At 70.8% G+C, this 20,576-nt stretch carries 18 protein-coding genes; 15 read left to right on the top strand and 3 right to left on the bottom strand.

Going from position 1 to position 20,576, the window contains the following annotated elements:
- Positions 1 to 38: 38 nt before the first annotated feature.
- The 15 genes from ML340_RS10725 (at position 39) to nuoN (ending at position 16,463) form a co-directional block, all read left to right on the top strand.
- Entirely contained in the window at positions 39 to 1,601 is a 1,563-nt protein-coding gene (locus ML340_RS10725) for a protein adenylyltransferase SelO (RefSeq protein WP_240099491.1), read from the top strand.
- A gap of 109 nt (positions 1,602 to 1,710) precedes the next feature.
- A complete protein-coding gene (locus ML340_RS10730) occupies positions 1,711 to 2,067 on the top strand; it encodes an NADH-quinone oxidoreductase subunit A (protein WP_240099493.1) in 357 nt (118 codons plus the stop codon).
- Positions 2,064 to 2,657, top strand: coding sequence for a NuoB/complex I 20 kDa subunit family protein (locus tag ML340_RS10735; protein WP_240099495.1), 594 nt, complete (start codon positions 2,064 to 2,066; stop codon positions 2,655 to 2,657). Before ML340_RS10730 ends, ML340_RS10735 begins: the two co-directional genes overlap by 4 nt.
- On the top strand, positions 2,654 to 3,409 hold the full coding sequence (locus tag ML340_RS10740) for an NADH-quinone oxidoreductase subunit C (protein WP_240099497.1): 756 nt from the start codon (positions 2,654 to 2,656) through the stop codon (positions 3,407 to 3,409). Before ML340_RS10735 ends, ML340_RS10740 begins: the two co-directional genes overlap by 4 nt.
- Positions 3,406 to 4,710 (top strand): NADH-quinone oxidoreductase subunit D, encoded by a 1,305-nt coding sequence (locus ML340_RS10745; protein WP_240099499.1) that lies wholly within the window; start codon positions 3,406 to 3,408, stop codon positions 4,708 to 4,710. The genes ML340_RS10740 and ML340_RS10745 overlap by 4 nt, the downstream gene beginning before the upstream one ends.
- Positions 4,707 to 5,234 carry an NADH-quinone oxidoreductase subunit NuoE gene (nuoE, locus tag ML340_RS10750; RefSeq protein WP_240099501.1) on the top strand — a complete coding sequence of 176 codons (528 nt, stop codon included), beginning with the start codon at positions 4,707 to 4,709 and terminating at the stop codon, positions 5,232 to 5,234. Before ML340_RS10745 ends, nuoE begins: the two co-directional genes overlap by 4 nt.
- Positions 5,234 to 6,601 (top strand): NADH-quinone oxidoreductase subunit NuoF, encoded by a 1,368-nt coding sequence (nuoF, locus tag ML340_RS10755; protein ID WP_240099502.1) that lies wholly within the window; start codon positions 5,234 to 5,236, stop codon positions 6,599 to 6,601. The genes nuoE and nuoF overlap by 1 nt, the downstream gene beginning before the upstream one ends.
- Positions 6,598 to 8,829, top strand: a complete 2,232-nt coding sequence (nuoG, locus tag ML340_RS10760; protein ID WP_240099504.1) for an NADH-quinone oxidoreductase subunit NuoG — start codon at positions 6,598 to 6,600, stop codon at positions 8,827 to 8,829. Before nuoF ends, nuoG begins: the two co-directional genes overlap by 4 nt.
- A 14-nt stretch (positions 8,830 to 8,843) precedes the next feature.
- A complete protein-coding gene (nuoH, locus tag ML340_RS10765) occupies positions 8,844 to 9,917 on the top strand; it encodes an NADH-quinone oxidoreductase subunit NuoH (protein WP_240099542.1) in 1,074 nt (357 codons plus the stop codon).
- Between the two features lie 4 nt (positions 9,918 to 9,921).
- Entirely contained in the window at positions 9,922 to 10,410 is a 489-nt protein-coding gene (nuoI, locus tag ML340_RS10770; RefSeq protein ID WP_240099506.1) for an NADH-quinone oxidoreductase subunit NuoI, read from the top strand.
- A 12-nt stretch (positions 10,411 to 10,422) separates the two neighbouring features.
- Positions 10,423 to 11,073: an NADH-quinone oxidoreductase subunit J gene (locus ML340_RS10775; RefSeq protein ID WP_240099508.1), complete on the top strand. Its 651-nt coding sequence runs from the start codon at positions 10,423 to 10,425 to the stop codon at positions 11,071 to 11,073.
- On the top strand, positions 11,073 to 11,396 hold the full coding sequence (gene nuoK, locus ML340_RS10780; RefSeq protein ID WP_240099510.1) for an NADH-quinone oxidoreductase subunit NuoK: 324 nt from the start codon (positions 11,073 to 11,075) through the stop codon (positions 11,394 to 11,396). The genes ML340_RS10775 and nuoK overlap by 1 nt, the downstream gene beginning before the upstream one ends.
- Before the next feature lie 4 nt (positions 11,397 to 11,400).
- Positions 11,401 to 13,461: an NADH-quinone oxidoreductase subunit L gene (gene nuoL / locus ML340_RS10785; RefSeq protein ID WP_240099512.1), complete on the top strand. Its 2,061-nt coding sequence runs from the start codon at positions 11,401 to 11,403 to the stop codon at positions 13,459 to 13,461.
- Between the two features lie 31 nt (positions 13,462 to 13,492).
- The gene (locus ML340_RS10790; RefSeq protein ID WP_240099514.1) at positions 13,493 to 15,004 is read left to right on the top strand and encodes an NADH-quinone oxidoreductase subunit M; all 1,512 of its coding nucleotides are present in this window, start codon (positions 13,493 to 13,495) and stop codon (positions 15,002 to 15,004) included.
- Positions 15,005 to 15,017: 13 nt separating this feature from the next.
- Entirely contained in the window at positions 15,018 to 16,463 is a 1,446-nt protein-coding gene (gene nuoN, locus ML340_RS10795) for an NADH-quinone oxidoreductase subunit NuoN (protein WP_240099516.1), read from the top strand.
- A gap of 31 nt (positions 16,464 to 16,494) precedes the next feature.
- Here nuoN and ML340_RS10800 read toward each other — a convergent pair whose 3' ends face one another.
- The 3 genes from ML340_RS10800 to ML340_RS10810 form a co-directional block, all read right to left on the bottom strand.
- Entirely contained in the window at positions 16,495 to 16,698 is a 204-nt protein-coding gene (locus tag ML340_RS10800) for an oxidoreductase-like domain-containing protein (RefSeq protein ID WP_240099518.1), read from the bottom strand.
- Positions 16,695 to 19,061: a Tex family protein gene (locus tag ML340_RS10805; protein WP_240099520.1), complete on the bottom strand. Its 2,367-nt coding sequence runs from the start codon at positions 19,059 to 19,061 to the stop codon at positions 16,695 to 16,697. The genes ML340_RS10800 and ML340_RS10805 overlap by 4 nt, the downstream gene beginning before the upstream one ends.
- Before the next feature lie 84 nt (positions 19,062 to 19,145).
- Positions 19,146 to 20,435, bottom strand: coding sequence for an MFS transporter (locus tag ML340_RS10810; protein WP_240099522.1), 1,290 nt, complete (start codon positions 20,433 to 20,435; stop codon positions 19,146 to 19,148).
- Positions 20,436 to 20,576: the final 141 nt, after the last annotated feature.

Consider the following 20,576-nt stretch of genomic DNA (forward strand, 5'->3'; position numbering starts at 1 on the left):
TCCGCGGCCATCGGTGTTGCCGCGGTTACCATCCATGCATGTCGCGCCTGCGTTTCGACAACCAGTTCCGGCGCCTGCTGCCGGGCGATCCGGAGCTGCGGGTGTTCCCGCGCCAGGTGCAGGCGGCGTGGAGCGCGGTGGATCCGGAGCCAGTGGTCGCGCCGCGGCTGCTGGCGCACTCAGAGGAATTGGCGGCAGCGCTCGGCTTCGCCCCGGAGGACGTGGCCGCGCCATGGTTCGTCGCGGTGTTCGCCGGCAATGCGCTGCTGCCGGGGATGCAGCCGATCGCCACCTGCTACGGCGGGCACCAGTTCGGGCGCTGGGCCGGGCAGTTGGGCGATGGCCGTGCGATCCTGCTCGGCGAGGCGGTGCTGGCGGACGGTGGCCGCCGCGAACTGCAGTTGAAAGGGGCTGGGCCGACCCCGTATGCGCGCGGCGCGGACGGCCGCGCGGTGCTGCGCTCGAGCCTGCGCGAATTCGTGTGCAGCGAGGCGATGCACCACCTCGGGGTGCCGACCACGCGCGCGCTCAGCCTGGTCGCGACCGGCGAGGCGGTGGTGCGCGACATGTTCTACGACGGCCATCCGCGCGCGGAGCCGGGCGCGGTGGTGTGCCGGGTGGCGCCGTCGTTCCTGCGCTTCGGGCATTTCGAACTGCCGGCCATGCGCGGCGACCTGCCGCTGCTGCGGCAGCTGGTGGCGCTGTGCATCGCGCGCGACTTCCCGCACCTGGCCATGGCCGGCAGCGAGGAGGCACGCCTCGGCGACTGGTTCGCCGAGGTGTGCGCGCGTACTGCGCGCCTGGTCGCCGAGTGGATGCGGGTCGGGTTCGTGCACGGGGTGCTCAACACCGACAACATGTCGATCCTCGGCCTGACCCTGGATTACGGCCCGTTCGGCTGGATCGAGCCGTACGACCCGGACTGGACGCCGAACACCACCGATGCCCACGGCCGCCGCTACCGCTTCGGCTGGCAGCCGCGGGTCGCCTACTGGAACCTCGCCATGCTGGCGCAGGCGCTGGCGCCGCTGTGCCCGGACCCGGCGCCGCTGCAGGCCGGGCTGGACCGCTATGCCGCCGAATACGCCGCAGCCGAGCGTGCGGTCTGCGCGCGCAAGCTGGGGCTGTCTGCCTGCGAGGACGCAGATCTGGCCCTGCTGCGCCGGCTGCGGCTGCTGCTGCGCGACTTCGAGGCGGACATGACCCTGTGGTTCCGCGCGCTGGCCGAGGTGGACCCGCAGGCGCCGACGCTGGCGCCGTTCGAGGCCGCGTTCTACGACCCTGCGCGGCGCGCCGCGGGCGAGGCGGCGCTGCAGGACTGGCTGGCCGCCTACGCCGCGCGGGTGCAGCGCGACCCGCTGCCGGCCGCGCAGCGGATCGCGCGGATGCAGGCCGCGAACCCGCTGTACGTGCCGCGCAACTGGCTGCTGCAGGAAGCGATCGACCGCGCCGAGGCCGGCGACACCGGCGCCCTCCGCGATTTGCTGCAAGTGCTGCAGCGACCGTACCAGGAACAGCCAGGGCGCGCGCACTATGCCGCGCGCCGGCCCGACTGGGCGCGCACGCGCCCGGGCTGCGCAATGCTCTCCTGCAGCTCCTGAGGGCGCGGCCGGTTTCACCCGGGCGCAAGCGCGTGGTGCCGCGTGGGGTATGGCCGCGTGCCACGGCGGGCGGCTACACTATGCAGGTTATGCAGAGCGAGGCACGTGCGTGCTAGCCCAATACCTCCCCACGCTGCTGTTCCTGGTGGTCGCCGCCGGCATCGGCATCGCCCTGATCGTGGTCGGCAACCTGCTCGGCACCAAGCGCCCCGACCCCGAGAAGCTCTCGCCCTACGAGTGCGGCTTCAACGCCTTCGAAGACGCGCGCATGCGCTTCGACGTGCGCTACTACCTGGTCGCGATCCTGTTCATCGTGTTCGACCTGGAGATCGCGTTCGTGTTCCCGTGGGCGGTGGTGTTCCGCGAGCTCGGGGTGTTCGGCCTGGTCGAAATGGGCGTGTTCCTCGCCCTGCTGGTGATCGGCTTCGTGTACGTCTGGAAGCGCGGCGCGCTGGAGTGGGAATGAGCAACCTCGTGCAGAAGGCCCTGGAGGCCGCCAGCAATCCGCTGCCGGAAGGCCGGCTCGACGACATCCTGCGCCCGGGCGCGGACGACAACCCGCTGCTGCGCGAGGGCTTCGTCACCACCAGCCTGGACGCGCTTTGGAACTGGGCACGCACCGGCTCGATGTGGCCGATGACCTTCGGCCTGGCCTGCTGCGCGGTGGAGATGATGCACGCCGGCGCCGCGCGCCTGGACCTCGATCGCTACGGCGTGGTGTTCCGCCCGTCGCCGCGCCAGTCCGACGTGATGATCGTGGCCGGCACCCTGTGCAACAAGATGGCCCCGGCGCTGCGCAAGGTCTACGACCAGATGCCCGACCCGAAGTGGGTGATCTCGATGGGCAGCTGCGCCAACGGCGGCGGCTACTACCACTATTCCTATTCGGTGGTGCGCGGCTGCGACCGCATCGTGCCGGTCGATGTGTACGTGCCGGGCTGCCCGCCGACCGCGGAGGCGCTGGTGTACGGCATCCTGCAGTTGCAGAAGAAGATCCGGCGGATGGAGCGCAACCCGTTCACCGGCGGGGCCCGCGCGGAGGGCGCGCGCGCATGAGCACGCTGGCGCAGGAACTGGCGGCGCGCTTCGGCGAGGCCGCGGTCGAGGTCGCGCAGCCGCGCGGCGAGGTCACCCTGCGCGTCGCCCCGGCGCAGTGGCGGGAGACCTGCCTGGAGGTGCGCGACGGCTTCGGCTTCGACACCTTCATCGACCTGTGCGGAATCGACTACCTCGGCTACGGCGGCGACGAGTGGGACACCGACGTGTCGTCTGAGGGCTTCAGCCGCGGCGTGGAGGGGCAGGGGCCCGGCCGCTTCAAGTGGGGCGAGCGTCCCAGCCACCAGGTCGCGCAGCCCGGCGCGGCGGCGCCCGACGCGGTCGCCGGCGGGCGCTTCGGCGTCGCCCTGCACCTGCTGTCGATCCGCCGCAATCTGCGCCTGCGCCTGCGCTGCCGGCTGGCCGACGACGGCTTCCCGCTGCTGGCATCGGTGGTGCCGGTGTGGCGTGGCGCCAACTGGTTCGAGCGCGAGGCCTTCGATCTCTTCGGCATCGTGTTCGATGGCCACCCGGACCTGCGCCGCATCCTCACCGACTACGGCTTCGTCGGCCATCCGTTCCGCAAGGACTTCCCGCTGATCGGCAACGTCGAGGTGCGCTACGACCCGCAGCAGCAGCGCGTGGTGTACGAACCGGTCACCAGCGTGGAGCCGCGGGTCGGGGTGCCGCGGGTGGTGCGCCACGACGCCCGCTACGCGACCGCCGAGGGCGAGCGCAGCGACCGCCTCCTGCAGCGGGAGACCCAGCGATGAGCGTGCAACCCAGCCACGAGGCCTTCGCCAGCAACCCGGCCGAGGCCCGCCAGGAGATCCGCAACTACACCATGAACTTCGGCCCGCAGCACCCGGCCGCGCACGGCGTGCTGCGCCTGATCCTGGAAATGGACGGCGAGGTGGTGCGCCGCGCCGACCCGCACATCGGCCTGCTCCACCGCGGCACCGAGAAGCTGGCGGAGAGCAAGCCGTTCAACCAGTCGATCGGCTACATGGACCGGCTGGACTACGTCTCGATGATGTGCAACGAGCACGCCTACGTGCGCGCGATCGAGACCCTGCTCGGGATCCAGGCCCCGGAGCGGGCGCAGTGGATCCGCACCATGTTCGACGAGATCACCCGCATCCTGAACCACTTGATGTGGGTCGGCTCGAACGCGCTCGACCTCGGCGCGATGGCGGTGTTCCTGTACGCCTTCCGCGAGCGCGAGGAACTGATGGACTGCTACGAGGCGGTCAGCGGCGCGCGCATGCACGCGGCCTACTACCGCCCCGGCGGCGTCTACCGCGACCTGCCCGGGAAGATGCCCAAGTACCGCGAGTCGCCGTGGCACAAGGGCGCCGCCCTGCGCCGCCTGAACGAGGCGCGCGAGGGCTCGCTGCTCGATTTCCTCGAGCACTTCACCCGCGAGTTCCCCAAGCGGGTGGACGAGTACGAGACCCTGCTGACCGACAACCGCATCTGGAAGCAGCGCACGGTCGGGATCGGCGTGGTGAGCCCGGAGCAGGCCAAGGCCTGGGGCATGAGCGGGCCGATGCTGCGCGGCTCCGGGATCGAGTGGGACCTGCGCAAGAAGCAGCCGTATGCCAAGTACGCGGAGGTCGACTTCGACATCCCGGTCGGCCGCAACGGCGACTGTTACGACCGCTACCTGGTGCGCATGGCCGAGATGCGCGAGGCCAACCGCATCATCGCCCAGTGCGTGCGCTGGCTGAAGGCCAATCCCGGCCCGGTGATGCTGGACAACTACAAGGTCACGCCGCCGCCCCGCGAGGCGATGAAGGACGACATGGAAGCCCTGATCCACCACTTCAAGCTGTTCTCCGAGGGCTACTGCGTGCCGCCGGGCGAGACCTACGCCGCGGTCGAGGCGCCCAAGGGCGAGTTCGGCTGCTACCTGGTCAGCGACGGCGCCAACAAGCCGTTCCGGGTTCACCTGCGCGCGCCCGGGTTCGCCCACCTGTCCTCGATGGACGAGATCGTCAAGGGCCACATGCTGGCCGACGTGGTGGCGATGATCGGGACCTACGACATCGTGTTCGGCGAGGTGGATCGATGAAGGCGACCGGCAACTTCGAGGCCTGCCGCAACGTGGATCCGATGCAGGCGCTGAGCGACGCCACCCGCGCCCACATCGACCACTGGCTGGCCAAGTTCCCGCCCGACCGCCGGCGCTCGGCGGTGCTGCAGGGCCTGCACGCGGCGCAGGCGCAGAACGGCGGCTGGCTGACCGACGAACTGATCGCGGCGGTGGCGAAGTACATCGGCATCCCGCCGGTGTGGGCCTACGAGGTGGCGACCTTCTACTCGATGTTCGAGACCGAGAAGGTGGGCCGCCACAACGTGGCGTTCTGCACCAACATCAGCTGCTGGCTGAACGGCGCCGAGGACCTGGTCGCGCACGCGGAGAAGAAGCTCGGCTGCCGCCTCGGCGAATCCACCGCGGACGGGCGCATCTACCTCAAGCGCGAGGAGGAGTGCGTGGCCGCCTGCTGCGGCGCGCCGGTGGTGGTCATCGACGGGCATTACCACGAGAAGCTCACCCCCGAGAAGGTGGACGAGCTGCTGGACGGGCTGAAGTGATGGGCGGACAGTCGCACGTGTCGCAGGGCACCGGCCCGGTCGGGCCGGCGCCAACCGAATTCCAGGCGGTGTACACCACGCTGCACTACGACAAGCCGTGGTCGTACGAGAACTACCTCAAGACCGGCGGCTACCAGGCGCTGCGCAAGGTGCTGACCGAGAAGATCCCGCCGGAGGCGGTGATCGAGATGGTCAAGCAGTCCGGCCTGCGCGGCCGCGGCGGCGCGGGCTTCCCGACCGGCCTGAAGTGGAGCTTCATGCCCAAGGGCCCGGGCCAGAAGTACATCCTCTGCAACTCCGACGAGTCCGAGCCGGGCACCTGCAAGGACCGCGACATCCTGCGTTACAACCCGCACGCGGTGATTGAGGGCATGGCGATCGCCTGCTACGCCACCGGCAGCAGCGTGGCCTACAACTACCTGCGCGGCGAGTTCCACCACGAGCCGTTCGAGCACGTGGAGGAGGCGCTGGCCGAGGCCTACGCGCACGGCTGGCTGGGCAAGGACATCCTCGGCAGCGGGATCGACATCGACATCCACAACGTGCTCGGCGCCGGCGCCTACATCTGCGGCGAGGAGACCGCGCTGATGGAGTCGCTGGAGGGCAAGAAGGGCCAGCCGCGCTACAAGCCGCCGTTCCCGGCCAACTTCGGCCTGTACGGCAAGCCGACCACGATCAACAACACCGAGACCTACGCCTCGGTGCCGGCGATCATCCGCAACGGCCCGGAGTGGTTCGCCGCGCTCGGCAAGCCCAACAACGGCGGCTGCAAGATCTTCTCGGTGTCCGGGCACGTCAACAACCCGGGCAACTTCGAGGTGCGCATGGGCACCCCGTTCGCCGAACTGCTGCAGATGGCCGGCGGCGTGCGCGGCGGCAACCGCCTGAAGGCGGTGATCCCGGGCGGCTCCTCGATGCCGGTGCTGCCGGGCGAGGTCATGCTCGGGCTGACCATGGACTACGACAGCATCCAGAAGGCCGGCTCCGGGCTGGGTTCCGGCGCGGTGATCGTGATGGACCACACCACCTGCATGGTGCGCGCCTGCCAGCGGATCGCCCGCTTCTACTTCAAGGAGAGCTGCGGCCAGTGCACCCCGTGCCGCGAGGGCACCGGCTGGATGTACCGCATGCTGACCCGGATCGCCAACTTCGAGGCGACGCTGGACGATCTGGCCATGCTGCGCGCCGCCGCCGGCCAGATCGAGGGCCACACCATCTGTGCCTTCGGCGAGGCCGCGGCCTGGCCGGTGCAGGGCTTCCTGCGCCACTTCTGGCACGAATTCGAATACGCCATCGTGCACAAGCGCTTCTACGTCGACGACGAACGCGCCGGCACCCTGGTCCCGTCCGAGAAGGTGGCCGCGTGAGCGCACAACCCGCCAACCCGAACCTGCCGCCCGACCACGTCACCGTCTACATCGACGGCAAGGAACTGGCCGCGCCCAGGGGCTCGATGATCATCCAGGCCGCCGACAAGGCCGGCATCCCGATCCCGCGCTTCTGCTACCACGAGAAGCTGCCGATCGCCGCCAACTGCCGCATGTGCCTGGTGGACACCGAGATCGGCGGCCGTCCGGCGCCGAAGCCGTCGCCCGCCTGCGCCACCCCGGTGATGGACGGGATGCGGGTCTACACCCGCAACGACAAGGCGCTCAAGGCCCAGCGCAACGTGATGGAGTTCCTGCTGATCAACCACCCGCTGGACTGCCCGATCTGCGACCAGGGCGGCGAATGCGAGCTGCAGGACCTGGCGCTCGGCTACGGGCGCTCGGTCAGCCGCTTCGTCGAGCGCAAGCGGGTGGTGGCGGACGAGGACCTCGGCCCGCTGGTGGTGACCGAGATGACCCGCTGCATCCAGTGCACGCGCTGCGTGCGCTTCACCGCGGAGATCGCCGGCACCTACGAGCTGGGCGGCATGCAGCGCGGCGAGAACCTGCAGATCGGCACCTACGACGGGCAGCCGCTGATGACCGAGCTGTCCGGCAACGTGATCGACGTGTGCCCGGTCGGCGCCCTGACCAACAAGGTGTTCCGCTTCCGCGCGCGGCCGTGGGAGCTCATCGCGCGGCCGTCGCTCGGCTTCCACGACGCGCTCGGCAGCAACCTGTTCCACCACGTGCGCCGCGGCGAGATCCTGCGCAGCGTCCCGCGCGACAACGAGGCGGTCAACGAGTGCTGGCTGTCCGACCGCGACCGCTACGCGCACCAGGGCCTGTACGCCGAGGACCGCGCCACGGTGCCGCTGATCCGCGACGGCGAGGGCTTCCGCGAGGCGTCGTGGGAGGACGCGCTCAAGCATGCCGCCGCGCTGCTGCGGGCGCAGGGCGGCGACGACCTCGGGGTGCTGGTGCACCCGGCGACGTCGAACGAGGAGGGCGCGCTGCTGGCGCGCTTGGCCGACGCGCTCGGCTGCGGCCACCTCGACCACCGCATCGGCCAGCTCGACCTGTCCGACGGCGCCGCGGCGGAGGCCTTCCCGCTGCCGCTCGCGGAGATCGAGCAGGCCGACGCGATCGTGCTGGTCGGCACCCACCTGCGCCACGAGGTGCCGCTGCTGCACCAGCGCGTGCGCAAGGCGGCCAAGCGCGGCGCGCGCGTGCACGTGGTCAACCCGGTCGACTTCGACCTCACCTTCGCGCCGGCGTCGCGCCGGATCGTGCCGCCGTCGCAGCTGGCCGCGGCGCTGGGCGAGGTCGAACTCGGGGAAGCCGCCCATGCGGTGGTGATCGTGGGGGCGCTGGCCGAGAACGGCGCGCACGCGGCCGCGATCCGCCGGGCCGCCGCTGCCTTCGCCGCGGCGCGCAACGCCAGGCTCTGCCGCATCCCGCAGGGGGCCAACGCGCTGGGACTCACCCAGCAGGGCGTGCTGCCGGCCGGGCTGGACGCGCAGGCGATGCTGCGCCAGCCGCGCAAGGCCTACCTGCTGTACGGGATCGAGCCGGGGCTGGACTTCGCCGACACCGCGGCCGCGCTCAAGGCGCTGGGCGGCGCGCGGGTGCTGGCGTTCAGCCATTACGCCTGCGCCTCCACCCGCGCGGTCGCCGAGGTGATCCTGCCGATCGCCGCGCTGCCGGAGCTCGACGCCACCCTGACCAACCTCGAGGGCCGCGTGCAGGCGGCGAGCGCGGCCGGGCGCGCGCCCGGGCAGGCGCAGCCGGGCTGGCGCGTGCTGCGCGCGCTCGGTGGCGAACTGGCGCTGCCGGGCTTTGACTTCACCGACCTCGGCGATGCCGGGCTGGCGCCGCGTGCGCGCCGGCCGGCGGCGGGCAGCGCCGCGCCGGCTGGCGCCGCGTCCGGGCTGGAAGTGGTGGCCACCGCGGCGATCTACCGCAGCGATGCCACCGTGCGCCGCGCCGACGCGCTGCAGGCGCATCCGCTGACCGCAGGCCCCGGGTTGCGCCTGCATCCGGACGATGCCGCCGCGCTCGGCCTGCAGGCCGGCGACATGGCGCGGGTGCGCGGCGCGGATGGCACCGCGAGCCTGCCGGCGACCCCGGATGCGCGGGTCGCGCGCGGTTGCGCCTGGATCGAGACCGGCTATGGCCCGACCGCGCCGCTGGCGGCGCAGGCGCGGGTGGAGGTGGTGCGCGCATGAGCCTGGGCATGACGATGTTGCTGCCGCAACTGCCGGAGCTGGCCGCGCCCCTGCGCGACGGCCTGCTCGGGCTGGGCACCTTGGGCGCCTTGCTGTGGATCGTGCTCAAGATCCTGGCGATCGCGGTGCCGGTGATCCTGGCCGTCGCCTTCTACGTGGTGTGGGAGCGCAAGCTGATCGGCTGGATGCACGTCCGCCACGGGCCGATGTACGTCGGCTTCGGCGTGTTCCAGGCGTTCGCCGACGTGTTCAAGCTGCTGTTCAAGGAAGTGCTGCAGCCGCAGGCGGCGCACCCGGTGCTGTACCGGCTGGCCCCGCTGCTGGTGCTGGTGCCGGCGTTCGCGGCGTGGGCGGTGGTGCCGTTCGACGCCCGCCTGGTGCTGGCCGACGTCAACGCCGGCCTGCTGTACCTCTTGGCGATGACCTCGCTCGGCGTTTACGGGATCATCCTCGCCGGCTGGGCCTCCAACTCGAAGTACGCCTTCCTCGGCGCGATGCGCGCCGCGGCGCAGGTGGTCAGCTACGAGATCGCGATGGGCTTCGCCCTGGTCGGCGTGCTGATCGCCGCCGGCAGCCTCAACCTGTCGCAGATCGTGCTGGCGCAGGCCGGCGACCACGGCTTCCTGGACTGGTTCTGGCTGCCGCTGCTGCCGCTGTTCCTGGTCTACTTCATCTCCGGCGTGGCCGAGACCAACCGCGCGCCGTTCGACGTGGTCGAGGGCGAGTCGGAGATCGTCGCCGGCCACATGGTCGAGTACTCCGGCTCGCAGTTCGCGCTGTTCTTCCTCGCCGAGTACGCGAACATGATCCTGGTCAGCTTCCTGACCTCGCTGTTCTTCCTCGGCGGCTGGCTCAGCCCGTTCCACGGCTGGGGCATCCCGCTGCTGTCGGCGGACGGCTGGTGGTGGCTGCTGGCCAAGGTGTTCTTCTTCGCCAGCGCGTTCATCTGGTTCCGCGCGAGCTTCCCGCGCTACCGCTACGACCAGATCATGCGCCTGGGCTGGAAGGTGTTCATCCCGATCACCATCGCCTGGATCTGCGTGACCGCGCTGCTGGTGTATTTCGGCGTCATCCGGGCGGGGCAGTGAGGCCATGAGCAAGATCGCGTCCTACTTCAAGAGCCTGCTGCTGCTGGAGCTGCTGGCCGGGCTGGGGCTGACCCTCAAGTACCTGTTCCGCCCCAAGTACACCCTGATGTACCCGATGGAGAAGTTCCCGCAGTCGCCGCGCTTCCGCGGGCTGCACGCGCTGCGCCGCTACCCGAACGGCGAGGAGCGCTGCATCGCGTGCAAGCTGTGCGAGGCGGTGTGCCCGGCGCTGGCGATCACCATCGACTCCGAGCCGCGCGCGGACGGCACCCGCCGCACCACCCGCTACGAGATCGACCTGTTCAAGTGCATCTTCTGCGGGTTCTGCGAGGAATCCTGCCCGGTGGACTCGATCGTCGAGACCCACGTGCACGAGTACCACTTCGACCGGCGCGGCCAGAACATCCTGACCAAGCCGCAACTGCTGGCGATCGGCGACCGCCTGGAGGCGGAGATCGCCGAGCGCCGCGCCGCCGACGCGGCGTACCGCTGAAGGGCCGCCTGCATGAGCCTCGATTTCCCGACCCTGGCCTTCCTGGCCTTCGCCGCGGTCGCCGCGATCGCGGCGCTGGCGACCATCGCCGCGCGCAACCCGGTGCACGCCGCGCTGTGGCTGGTGCTGACCTTCTTTTCGGTCGCCTGCACCTGGATCATCGGCGGCGCCGAATTCCTCGGCATCGCGCTGGTGCTGGTGTACGTCGGCGCGGTGATGGTGCTGTTCCTGTTCGTGGTGATGATGCTGGACGTGGACCTGGCGCCGCTGCGCGAGGGCTACGTGCGCTACCTGCCGGTCGGGCTGCTGGTGGCGCTGGTGATGCTGGCGGAGATCCTGGCCCTGATCGGGGTGCGCGCCGCGCTACAGGCGCCGCTCGCGGACAATGCCGCGGTCGCCACCGCCGAGGTGCCGAACACGGTGTGGCTGGCGCGCGCGCTGTTCACCGACTTCCTGCTGCCGTTCGAGGTGGCCGCGGTGATCCTGACCGTGGCGGTGATCGCGGCGGTCATGCTGACCCTGCGCCGCCGCCGCGGCGTGCGCCACCAGGACCCGGCGGCGCAGGCGCGGGTGCGCGCGGGCGAGCGCCTGCGCATGGTCAAGATGGCGCCGGCCGCGCCGGCGCAGCCGCAGGCACCGGCCGGGCCGGGGGAGGGCGCGTGATGCACGGTCTGTTCGGGGCCCTGACCCTGGGCCATTACCTCGCGCTCGGCGCGGTGCTGTTCTGCATCAGCGTGGCCGGCATCTTCCTCAACCGGAAGAACGTGATCATGCTGCTGATGTCGCTGGAGCTGATGCTGCTGGCGGTGAACGTCAACTTCGTGGCGTTCTCGCGCGCGCTCGGCGACGCCGCCGGCCAGGTGTTCGTGTTCTTCATCCTGACCGTGGCCGCGGCCGAGGCCGCGATCGGCCTGGCGATCCTGGTCACCCTGTTCCGCAACCGCCGCACCATCGACGTGGCGGACATCGACTCGCTCAAGGGCTGAGGGCATGGCGATCTCCAAGACCCACCTGCTGCTGATCGTGCTGCTGCCGCTGCTGGGCAGCGTGCTGGCCGGGCTGTTCGGTCGCCGCATCGGCCGCGCCGGCGCGCACACCGTCACCATCCTCGGCGTGGCGGCCAGCTGCGCGCTGTCGGCCTACGTGCTGTGGCAGCTGCTGCAGGGCGCGGCGCCGTTCAACCAGAACATCTACACCTTCTTCCAGGTCGGCGGGATCGGCGCGCACGTCGGCTTCATGGTCGACAAGCTCAGCGCGATGATGATGGTGGTCGTCACCTTCGTGTCGCTGCTGGTGCACGTCTACACCATTGGCTACATGGCCGACGACGACGGCTACCAGCGCTTCTTCAGCTACATCTCGCTGTTCACCTTCTCCATGCTCATGCTGGTCATGAGCAACAACTTCCTGCAGCTGTTCTTCGGCTGGGAGGCGGTCGGGCTGGTGTCCTACCTGCTGATCGGGTTCTGGTTCAAGCGCCCGAGCGCGGTGTTCGCCAACCTCAAGGCGTTCCTGGTCAACCGCGTGGGCGACTTCGGCTTCCTGCTCGGGATCGGCGGCGTGCTGTACTGGATCGGCACGCTCGACTACGCGACCGCGTTCGCCAACGCCGGCGGCATCCGCGACCTGACCTTCAGCCCGTGGCAGGGGGTGGAGTGGGCGGTGCCGACCGTGATCTGCATCGGCCTGTTCGTCGGCGCCATGGGCAAGTCCGCGCAGGTGCCGCTGCACGTGTGGCTGCCGGACTCGATGGAGGGCCCGACCCCGATCTCCGCGCTGATCCACGCCGCCACCATGGTGACCGCCGGGATCTTCATGGTGGCGCGGATGTCGCCGCTGTTCGAGCTGTCGCCGACCGCGCTGGCCTTCATCCTGTTCATCGGCGCCACCACCGCGTTCTGGACCGGCCTGATCGGCATGGTGCAGAACGACATCAAGCGGGTGATCGCCTATTCGACCCTGTCGCAGCTGGGCTACATGACGGTGGCGCTGGGCGTGTCGGCGTACTCGGCGGCGGTCTACCACCTGATGACCCATGCCTTCTTCAAGGCGCTGCTGTTCCTCGGCGCCGGCTCGGTGATCATCGGCATGCACCACGAGCAGGACATGCGCAAGATGGGCGGCCTGCGCAAGTACATGCCGATCACCCACCTGACCATGTGGATCGGCACCCTCGCGCTGGTCGGCACGCCGTTCTTCAGCGGGTTCTACTCCAAGGACACCATCATCGAGGCGGTGGCCGACTACGCGCACGAGCACACCGGCTGGATCGCGCAGTACGCCAATTGGGCGGTGTTGCTGGGCGCGTTCGTGACCAGCTTCTACAGCTTCCGCCTGCTTTACATGACCTTCTTCGGTGCGGAGCGCTTCCGCCACGCGCATGCCTCGCACGGCGAGCACGGGCACGAGACCCACAGCGAGCCGGACCACCACCACGGCCCGGTGGAGCCGCACGAGAGCCCGTGGGTGGTGACCCTGCCGCTGGCGCTGCTGGCGATCCCATCCGCCGCGATCGGCTTTTTCACCGTCGGTCCGATGCTGTTCGGCACCGACGTGATGGGCCACGCGCGCCAGCTGCCGTTCTTCCTCGGCGCGATCGAGGTGCTGCCGCAGCACGAAGTGATGGCCACGCTCGCGGCGCAGTTCCACGGCCCGGTCGCGTTCGCCCTGCACGGGTTCAGCGCGCCCGCGTTCTGGCTGGCGCTGATGGGCTTCCTGCTGGCGACCCTGCTGTACCTGGTCAAGCCGGAGTGGCGGCACGCGATCAAGCGCACGCTGGCCCTGCCGATCCGGGTGCTCGACCGCAAGTACTGGATGGACGATTTGTGGATCGGCGGCTTCGCCGGCGGCGGCGTGCTGCTCGGGCGGCTGTTCCGGCGCGTGGACGGCGGCCTGATCGACGGGGTCGCGGTCAACGGCAGCGCGCAGGCGGTCGGCCTGGCCGCGCGCGTGCTGCGCCGGGTGCAGTCCGGCTACCTCTACCACTATGCGTTCGCCATGATCCTGGGCCTGATCGCGCTGCTGGCGCTGGCCAACCACTACTGGCTGTGAGCCCGACCCCCGCACGATGGATACCGCAAGCGTGACCCACTGGCCCCTGCTCAGCCTGCTGATCTGGCTGCCGATCCTCGGCGGCGTGCTCACCCTGTTCGCCGGCAATGCGCGCCCGCGGCTGGCGCGCTGGGTCGCGCTGGCGTTCGCGCTGGCGACCCTGGCCCTGTGCGTGCCGCTGTTCGCCGGTTTCGACCTCGCCGACCCGGCGATGCAGTTCGGCGAGCGCCTGCCGTGGATCCCGGCCTACGACATCCAGTACCACCTCGGCGCGGACGGCATCTCGCTGGCCCTGATCGGGCTGACCGCGCTGACCACGGTGCTGGCGCTGATCGGCGCCTGGGGCTCGGTGGACAAGCGGGTGAGCCAGTACTACGCCGCCTTCATGATCCTCGAGGGCCTGATGATCGGGGTGTTCGCGGCGCTGGACGCGGTGCTGTTCTACGTGTTCTTCGAGGGCATGCTGATCCCGATGTTCATCATCATCGGGGTGTGGGGCGGCCCGCGCCGGGTGTACGCCGCGGTCAAGTTCTTCCTGTACACCTTCCTCGGCTCGGTGTTCATGCTGGTCGGGCTGGTGTACCTGTACCTGAAGGGCGGCAGCTGGCAGATCGCGGACATGGCCGCGCTGCCGCTGAGCCTGACCGAGCAGACCTGGCTGTTCTTCGCCTTCCTGTTGGCGTTCGCGGTCAAGGTGCCGATGTTCCCGGTGCACACCTGGTTGCCGGACGCGCACGTGGAGGCGCCGACCGCCGGCTCGGTGATCCTGGCCGCGATCATGCTGAAGATCGGCGGCTACGGCTTCGTGCGCTTCGTGCTGCCGATCGTGCCCGACGCCGGTGCCGCCTGGGCCTGGCTGGTGATCGCGCTGTCGCTGATCGCGGTGGTCTACGTCGGCCTGGTCGCGCTGGTGCAGGAGGACATGAAGAAGCTGATCGCGTACTCGTCGGTCTCGCACATGGGCTTCGTGACCCTCGGCATCTTCATCGCCTTCGCGCTGGTGCGCGGCGCGGGCAACGCGGATGCCGCGCGCCTCGGCCTGCAGGGCGCGATGGTGCAGATGATCAGTCACGGCTTCGTGTCCGGCGCGATGTTCTCCTGCGTCGGCGTGCTGTACGACCGCATGCACACCCGCATGATCCGCGACTACGGCGGGGTGGCCAACGTGATGCCGTGGTTCGCCCTGTTCTGGGTGCTGTTCGCGATGGCCAACTCCGGCCTGCCCGGCACCAGCGGCTTCGTCGGCGAGTTCATGGTGATCCTCGCCAGCTTCCAGCAGAGCCCGTGGATCGCGTTCGCCGCCGCATTCACCCTGATCATCGGCGCGGCCTACACCCTGTGGCTGACCAAGCGCGTGATCTGGGGCGACGTGGGCAACGCGCACGTCGCCGCGCTGAAGGACATCGACGCGCGCGAATGGATCGTGCTCGGCGTGTTCGCCGCCGGCGTGCTGCTGATCGGCGTGTGGCCGAAGCCGCTGACCGACCTGATGGAGCCGTCCATCGCGCAACTGGCGGGCCAGCTCGCCGCGACCAAGCTGTGAGAGGCCGCCGCCCATGACCCCGACCATGCCGACCCCCGCCGACCTCCTGCCCCTGCTGCCCGAGCTGCTGCTCGTCGGCGGCGCGTTCGCCCTGCTGCTGCTCGACCTGTTCCTGCCGGAGCGCCGGCGCCTGCTGACCCACCTGCTGGCGATCGTGCTGCTGCTGGCGGTCGGCGTGCTGGTCGCCGCCGGCTGGGGCGGGCAGGGCACGGTGCTGGCCGGGATGTTCGTGCGCGACAACCTGGCCGACGTGCTCAAGGTAGCGATCGCGTTCGTGTCCGCGGCCGCGCTGGTGTATGTGTGGCCTTGCCTGCGCGAGCGCGGGCTGTACCGCGGCGAGGTCTCGGTGCTCGTGCTGTTCGCGGTGCTGGGCATGTTCCTGCTGGTCTCCGCCGGCAGCCTGGTGATGGTCTACCTCGGGCTGGAGCTGCTGGCGCTGTCCTCGTACGCGCTGGTCGCGATCGACCGCGACAGTCGGATCGCGTCGGAGGCGGCGATGAAGTACTTCGTGCTCGGCGCGCTCGCCTCCGGCATGTTGCTGTACGGCATGTCGCTGGTGTACGGCGCGACCGGCACCCTCGACCTCGCCGCGATCGCCCGCATCGCCGCCGCGCCGGCGCAGCCGGTGATGCTGCTGACCGGGGTCGCGTTCATGGTCGCCGGGATCGCCTTCAAGTTCGGCGCGGCGCCGTTCCACATGTGGCTGCCGGACGTGTACCAGGGCGCGCCGACCCCGATCACGCTGTTCATCGGTTCCGCGCCCAAGCTCGCCGCGTTCGCGATGGCGATCCGCCTGCTCGAGGTCGCCGCCGGGCCGCTCGGGCCGAGCTGGCACCCGCTGCTGGCTGGGCTGGCCGCGCTCTCGCTGGTGGTCGGCAACCTGTTCGGCCTGGTCCAGGCCAACCTGAAGCGGATGCTCGCGTATTCGACCGTCTCGCACGTCGGCTTCCTGTTCCTCGGCCTCGCCGCCGGCGGCGCCGCGGGCTACGCCGCGGCGATGTTCTACGCGATCAGCTACGCGATCATGGCGGTCGCCGCCTTCGGTGCGATCGTGCTGTTGTCGCGGCGCGGCTTCGAGGCCGACCGCATCGCCGACTTCCGCGGCCTGAACGCGCGCGATCCGTGGACTGCGGGCCTGGTGCTGTGCGTGATGGCCTCGCTGGCCGGGGTGCCGCCGTTCCTCGGCTTCTGGGCCAAGCTCGCGGTGCTGCGCGCGGCGGTCGAGGGCGGCCTGCTGTGGCTGGCGATCGTGGCGATCCTGGCCGCGGTGGTCGGTGCGTTCTACTACCTGCGCGTGATCAAGGCGATGTACTTCGAGCAGGCCGAAGGCGAGGAGGTCGCGCACCCGCGCGACGACCGCCTGCTGCGCGTGGTGTTCGGCGTGAATGCGCTCGGGCTGCTGGCGCTGGGCCTGTTCTGGAGCCCGCTGATGGCCTGGTGCCAGCAGGCCTTCGCCTGAACCGCCGCGGCCGGCGCCACGCCGGCCGCGCCTACCCGTGGCCGCCGGCCATGGTGCCGGCCTCCGGGTGCCGCTGCTGCCAGGCGGCCAGCCGCTGCCGGTAGTCCTCCAGTTCCTCGGCGTAGATGTCGTACACGCAGCGCGCGCAGCCGCTGTCGCAGCAGTCGCCCGGCAGCGGCGGCTGCGGCGGGAGCGGGCGCGGATCGGGATCCGGCGGCGGAGCCGGGGTGTTCATCGCTTCAGGCCGCGCAGCGCGTCCGCCAGCGCGCTGTTGAACGGCGCCTTGCCCGGCTGTGCCTGCGGCGGCGCGGGGCGCGTGCCGCGCGCGGCCTGGCCGTCGCGGCGGGGCGGGCGATCCTCGCGCCGCGCATCGGGGCGGGCCTCGCCGCGCGCGTCGCCGACCGGGTCATCGAGACGCCGGGTCAGGGCGATGCGCTTGCGCGCCACGTCCACCTCCAGCACCTTGACCTTGACGATGTCGCCGGCCTTCACCACCTCGCGCGGATCCCTCACGTAGCGCTCGGACAGCGCCGAGATGTGGACCAAGCCGTCCTGGTGCACGCCGATGTCCACGAAGGCGCCGAACGCGGCGACGTTGCTGACCACGCCCTCCAGCACCATGCCGGGGCGCAGGTCGCGGATGTCCTCCACGCCGTCGGCGAACTGCGCGGTCTTGAACTCGGGGCGCGGGTCGCGGCCGGGTTTTTCCAGCTCCTTGAGGATGTCGCGCACCGTCGGCTCGCCGAAGCGCGCGTCGGTGAACTGCGCGGGCTTGAGCGCGCGCAGCAGGGCGGCGTCGCCGATGATCTGCTTCACCGTCCTGCCGGTCGCGGCGAGGATGCGCTCGACCACCGGGTAGGCCTCCGGATGCACCGCCGAGGCATCCAGCGGCTGCTCGCCGTCCATGATGCGCAGGAAGCCGGCGCACTGTTCGAAGGTCTTCTCGCCCAGGCGCGGCACCTTCAGCAGTGCCTTGCGCGACGGGAAGGCGCCGTGCTGGTCGCGGTAGGCGACGATGTTCTCCGCGACCGTCGCCGACAGGCCGGAGACGCGTGCCAGCAGGGCGCCGGAGGCGGTGTTCACGTCCACCCCGACCGCGTTCACGCAGTCCTCGACCACCGCATCCAGCCGCCGCGCCAGGCGGTACTGGTCCACGTCGTGCTGGTACTGCCCGACCCCGATCGACTTCGGCTCGATCTTGACCAGCTCGGCCAGCGGATCCTGCAGCCGGCGCGCGATCGACACCGCGCCGCGCAGCGACACGTCCAGATCCGGGAACTCCCTGGCTGCCAGTTCCGAGGCCGAGTACACCGATGCGCCGGCCTCGCTGACCACGATCTTCTGTGCGTTCAGCTCCGGCGCCCGTTTCAGCAGGTCGCCGACCAGGCGGTCGGTCTCGCGGCTGGCGGTGCCGTTGCCGATGGCGATCAATTGCACGCCGTGGGCGAGGCAGAGTTTCTTCAGCGTCGCCAGCGAGGCCTCCCACTGCCGCTTGGGTTCGTGCGGATAGAGGGTGTCGGTGGCGACCAGCTTGCCGGTGGCATCCACCACCGCGACCTTGACCCCGGTGCGCAGCCCGGGGTCGAGCCCGAGCACCGGCTTCGGGCCGGCCGGCGCGGCCAGCAGCAGGTCCTTGAGGTTGGCGCCGAACACCGCGATCGCCGCCTCCTCGGCCTGCTCGCGCGCCTGCTGGAACAGATCGAGCGTCAGGTGCATGTGGATGCGGGCACGCCAGGCCAGGCGCACCGCGTTGCGCAGCCAGGCATCGGCCGCGCGGCCGCGCGCCTCGATCCCGGCGTGGCGGGCGATCCGCGCCTCCGCGTACTGGTGCCCGGCCTCGGCGTCCACGCCGGGCTCGAGGTCGAGTTGCAGGATCTCCTCGCGTCGGCCGCGCAGCAGCGCCAGCATGCGGTGCGAGGGAATGGTGGCCAGCGGCTCGGCGTGGTCGAAGTAGTCGCGGTACTTCTCGCCGGCGGCTTCCTTGCCCTCCACCACCTTGGATCGGATCCGGCCCTCGCGCGCCAGCCAGTCGCGCAGCTCGCCCAACAGCGCGGCGTCCTCGCCCCAGCGTTCGATCAGGATCGCGCGCGCGCCTTCCAGCGCGGCCCTGGCATCGGCCACGCCCTTGTCGGCATCGACGAAGCCGGCGGCGAAGTCCTCCGGCAGCTGCGTCGGATCGGCCAGCAGGCCGTCGGCCAGCGGCTCCAGCCCGGCCTCGCGCGCGATCTGGGCGCGGGTGCGGCGCTTGGGCTTGTACGGCAGGTACAGGTCCTCCAGCCGCGCCTTGCTGTCGGCGGCCTCAATCTCGGCGCGCAGCGCGTCGGTCAGCTTGCCCTGCTCTTCGATGCTGGCGAGGATGGCGGCACGCCGCTCCTCCAGTTCGCGCAGGTAGGCCAGCCGGGTTTCGAGCGTGCGCAGCTGGGTGTCGTCCAGGCCGCCGGTAGCTTCCTTGCGGTAGCGCGCGATGAACGGGACCGTCGCCCCTTCGTCCAGCAGCGCGATCGCGGCCTGCACCTGCGCGGGCTGGGCGCCGATCTCCGCGGCGAGGGTGGTCGCGATCTGGCGGGCGAGGGGGGACGTGGCGGCGGACGGTGGCATCGGCGATGCGGCATGGCGAAAGGGGCCGCCATTGTCGCGGCGGCAGGCGCAGGCCGACAGCTTGACAACCGCGGGCGCCGCGGCTCAGTCGGCGTGGCGCGGCCGGCGCCAGCTCACGTACGCGCCCAGCAGTACGCCGAGCCCCGCCATCGCCAGCATGTACTGGATCGGCGCCGCCGGATCGCGCCGGATCGCCAGGCTCAGCAGCACCGGGGTGAGGCCGCCGGCGATGGCATAGGCGGTGTTGTAGGCGAACGACAGCCCGGAGAACCGCACCGCCGGCGGGAAGCCGCTGACCGCCACCGCCGGCACCATCGCCGCGACCCCGGCGGAGGTGCCGGCCAACGCGTACAGCGCGTGCGAATAGGCGCCGGCCAGCGCGCTGCCGTAGAACAGCCAGAAGCTCGCGCCCAAAAGCAGGCTCCACAGCACCAGCAGGCGTCCGGCGCCGAAGCGGTCGGCCAGCGCGCCGGCCAGCAGGATCGCCAGCACGCAGGTCAGCACCGCCAGGCTGTTGCCGGCGAGCGCGGTCCCGCGCGGCACGCCCAGGCCCTGCAGCAGGGTCGGCATCATCAGCACGGTGACGATCACCGCGGCGGTCAGCAGCCAGGTCAGCAGCATCGCCAGCACCACCGCACCAGCGTGGTCGCGCAGCACCGCCTTGATCGGCAGCTCCGCGGCCAGCGCCTGGCGCGCCTTCAGCTCCGCGAACACCGGGGTCTCGTGCAGGTGCTGGCGCAGCACCATCGCGATCAGCCCGAACACGCCGCCGAGCAGGAACGGCAGCCGCCAAGCCCAGGCGCGCACCTCCGCCTCGGTGAACGCGGCATTGACCGCCTGCGCGGTCAGCGAGCCGAGCAGAATCCCGGTGCACAGCCCGGCGGAAAGCGCGGCGCAGGCGAAGTTGCGGTGGCGTGCGGCGACGTGCTCGGTCACGAACACCCAGGCGCCCGGTGCTTCACCGCCGATCGCGGCGCCCTGCAGGATGCGCAGCAACAGCAGCGCCAGCGGCGCGGCCACGCCGATGGCGGCGTACGTCGGCAGCAGGCCCATCAGCAGGGTCGGCACCGCCATCAGCAGGATGCTGAACATGAACATGCGCTTGCGCCCAATGCGGTCGCCGAAGTGCGCCATCAGCACGCCGCCGAGCGGGCGCGCGAGGTAGCCCGCGGCGAAGATGCCGAAGGTCTGCGCCAAGCGCAGCCAGTCCGGCATGTCGGCGGGGAAGAACAGCTGCCCCATCACCGTGGCGAAGAACACGAAGATGACGAAGTCGTAGAACTCCAGCGCGCCGCCGAGGGCGGACAGCACCAGGGTCTTGGCCTGCTGCCGGCTGAGGCCGGTGGCGGCGAGCGGTTGGGTGGTCGCGTGCATGCCGGCAAGCCTATGCGATGCCGTGGAGGGATGGCGCTGCGCTGCAGCATGCCTGGCCTGGGCCGGGCGCGGGCCAGGCATCCTCCCGGCTCCGTGAGCCATGCCGCGATGCTGCGGATCGGCCGCAGGATGCGAAGGCGC

The organism is Thermomonas flagellata, assembly GCF_022419185.1.
In the GTDB taxonomy this organism is placed as follows: Bacteria; Pseudomonadota; Gammaproteobacteria; order Xanthomonadales; family Xanthomonadaceae; genus Thermomonas; species Thermomonas flagellata.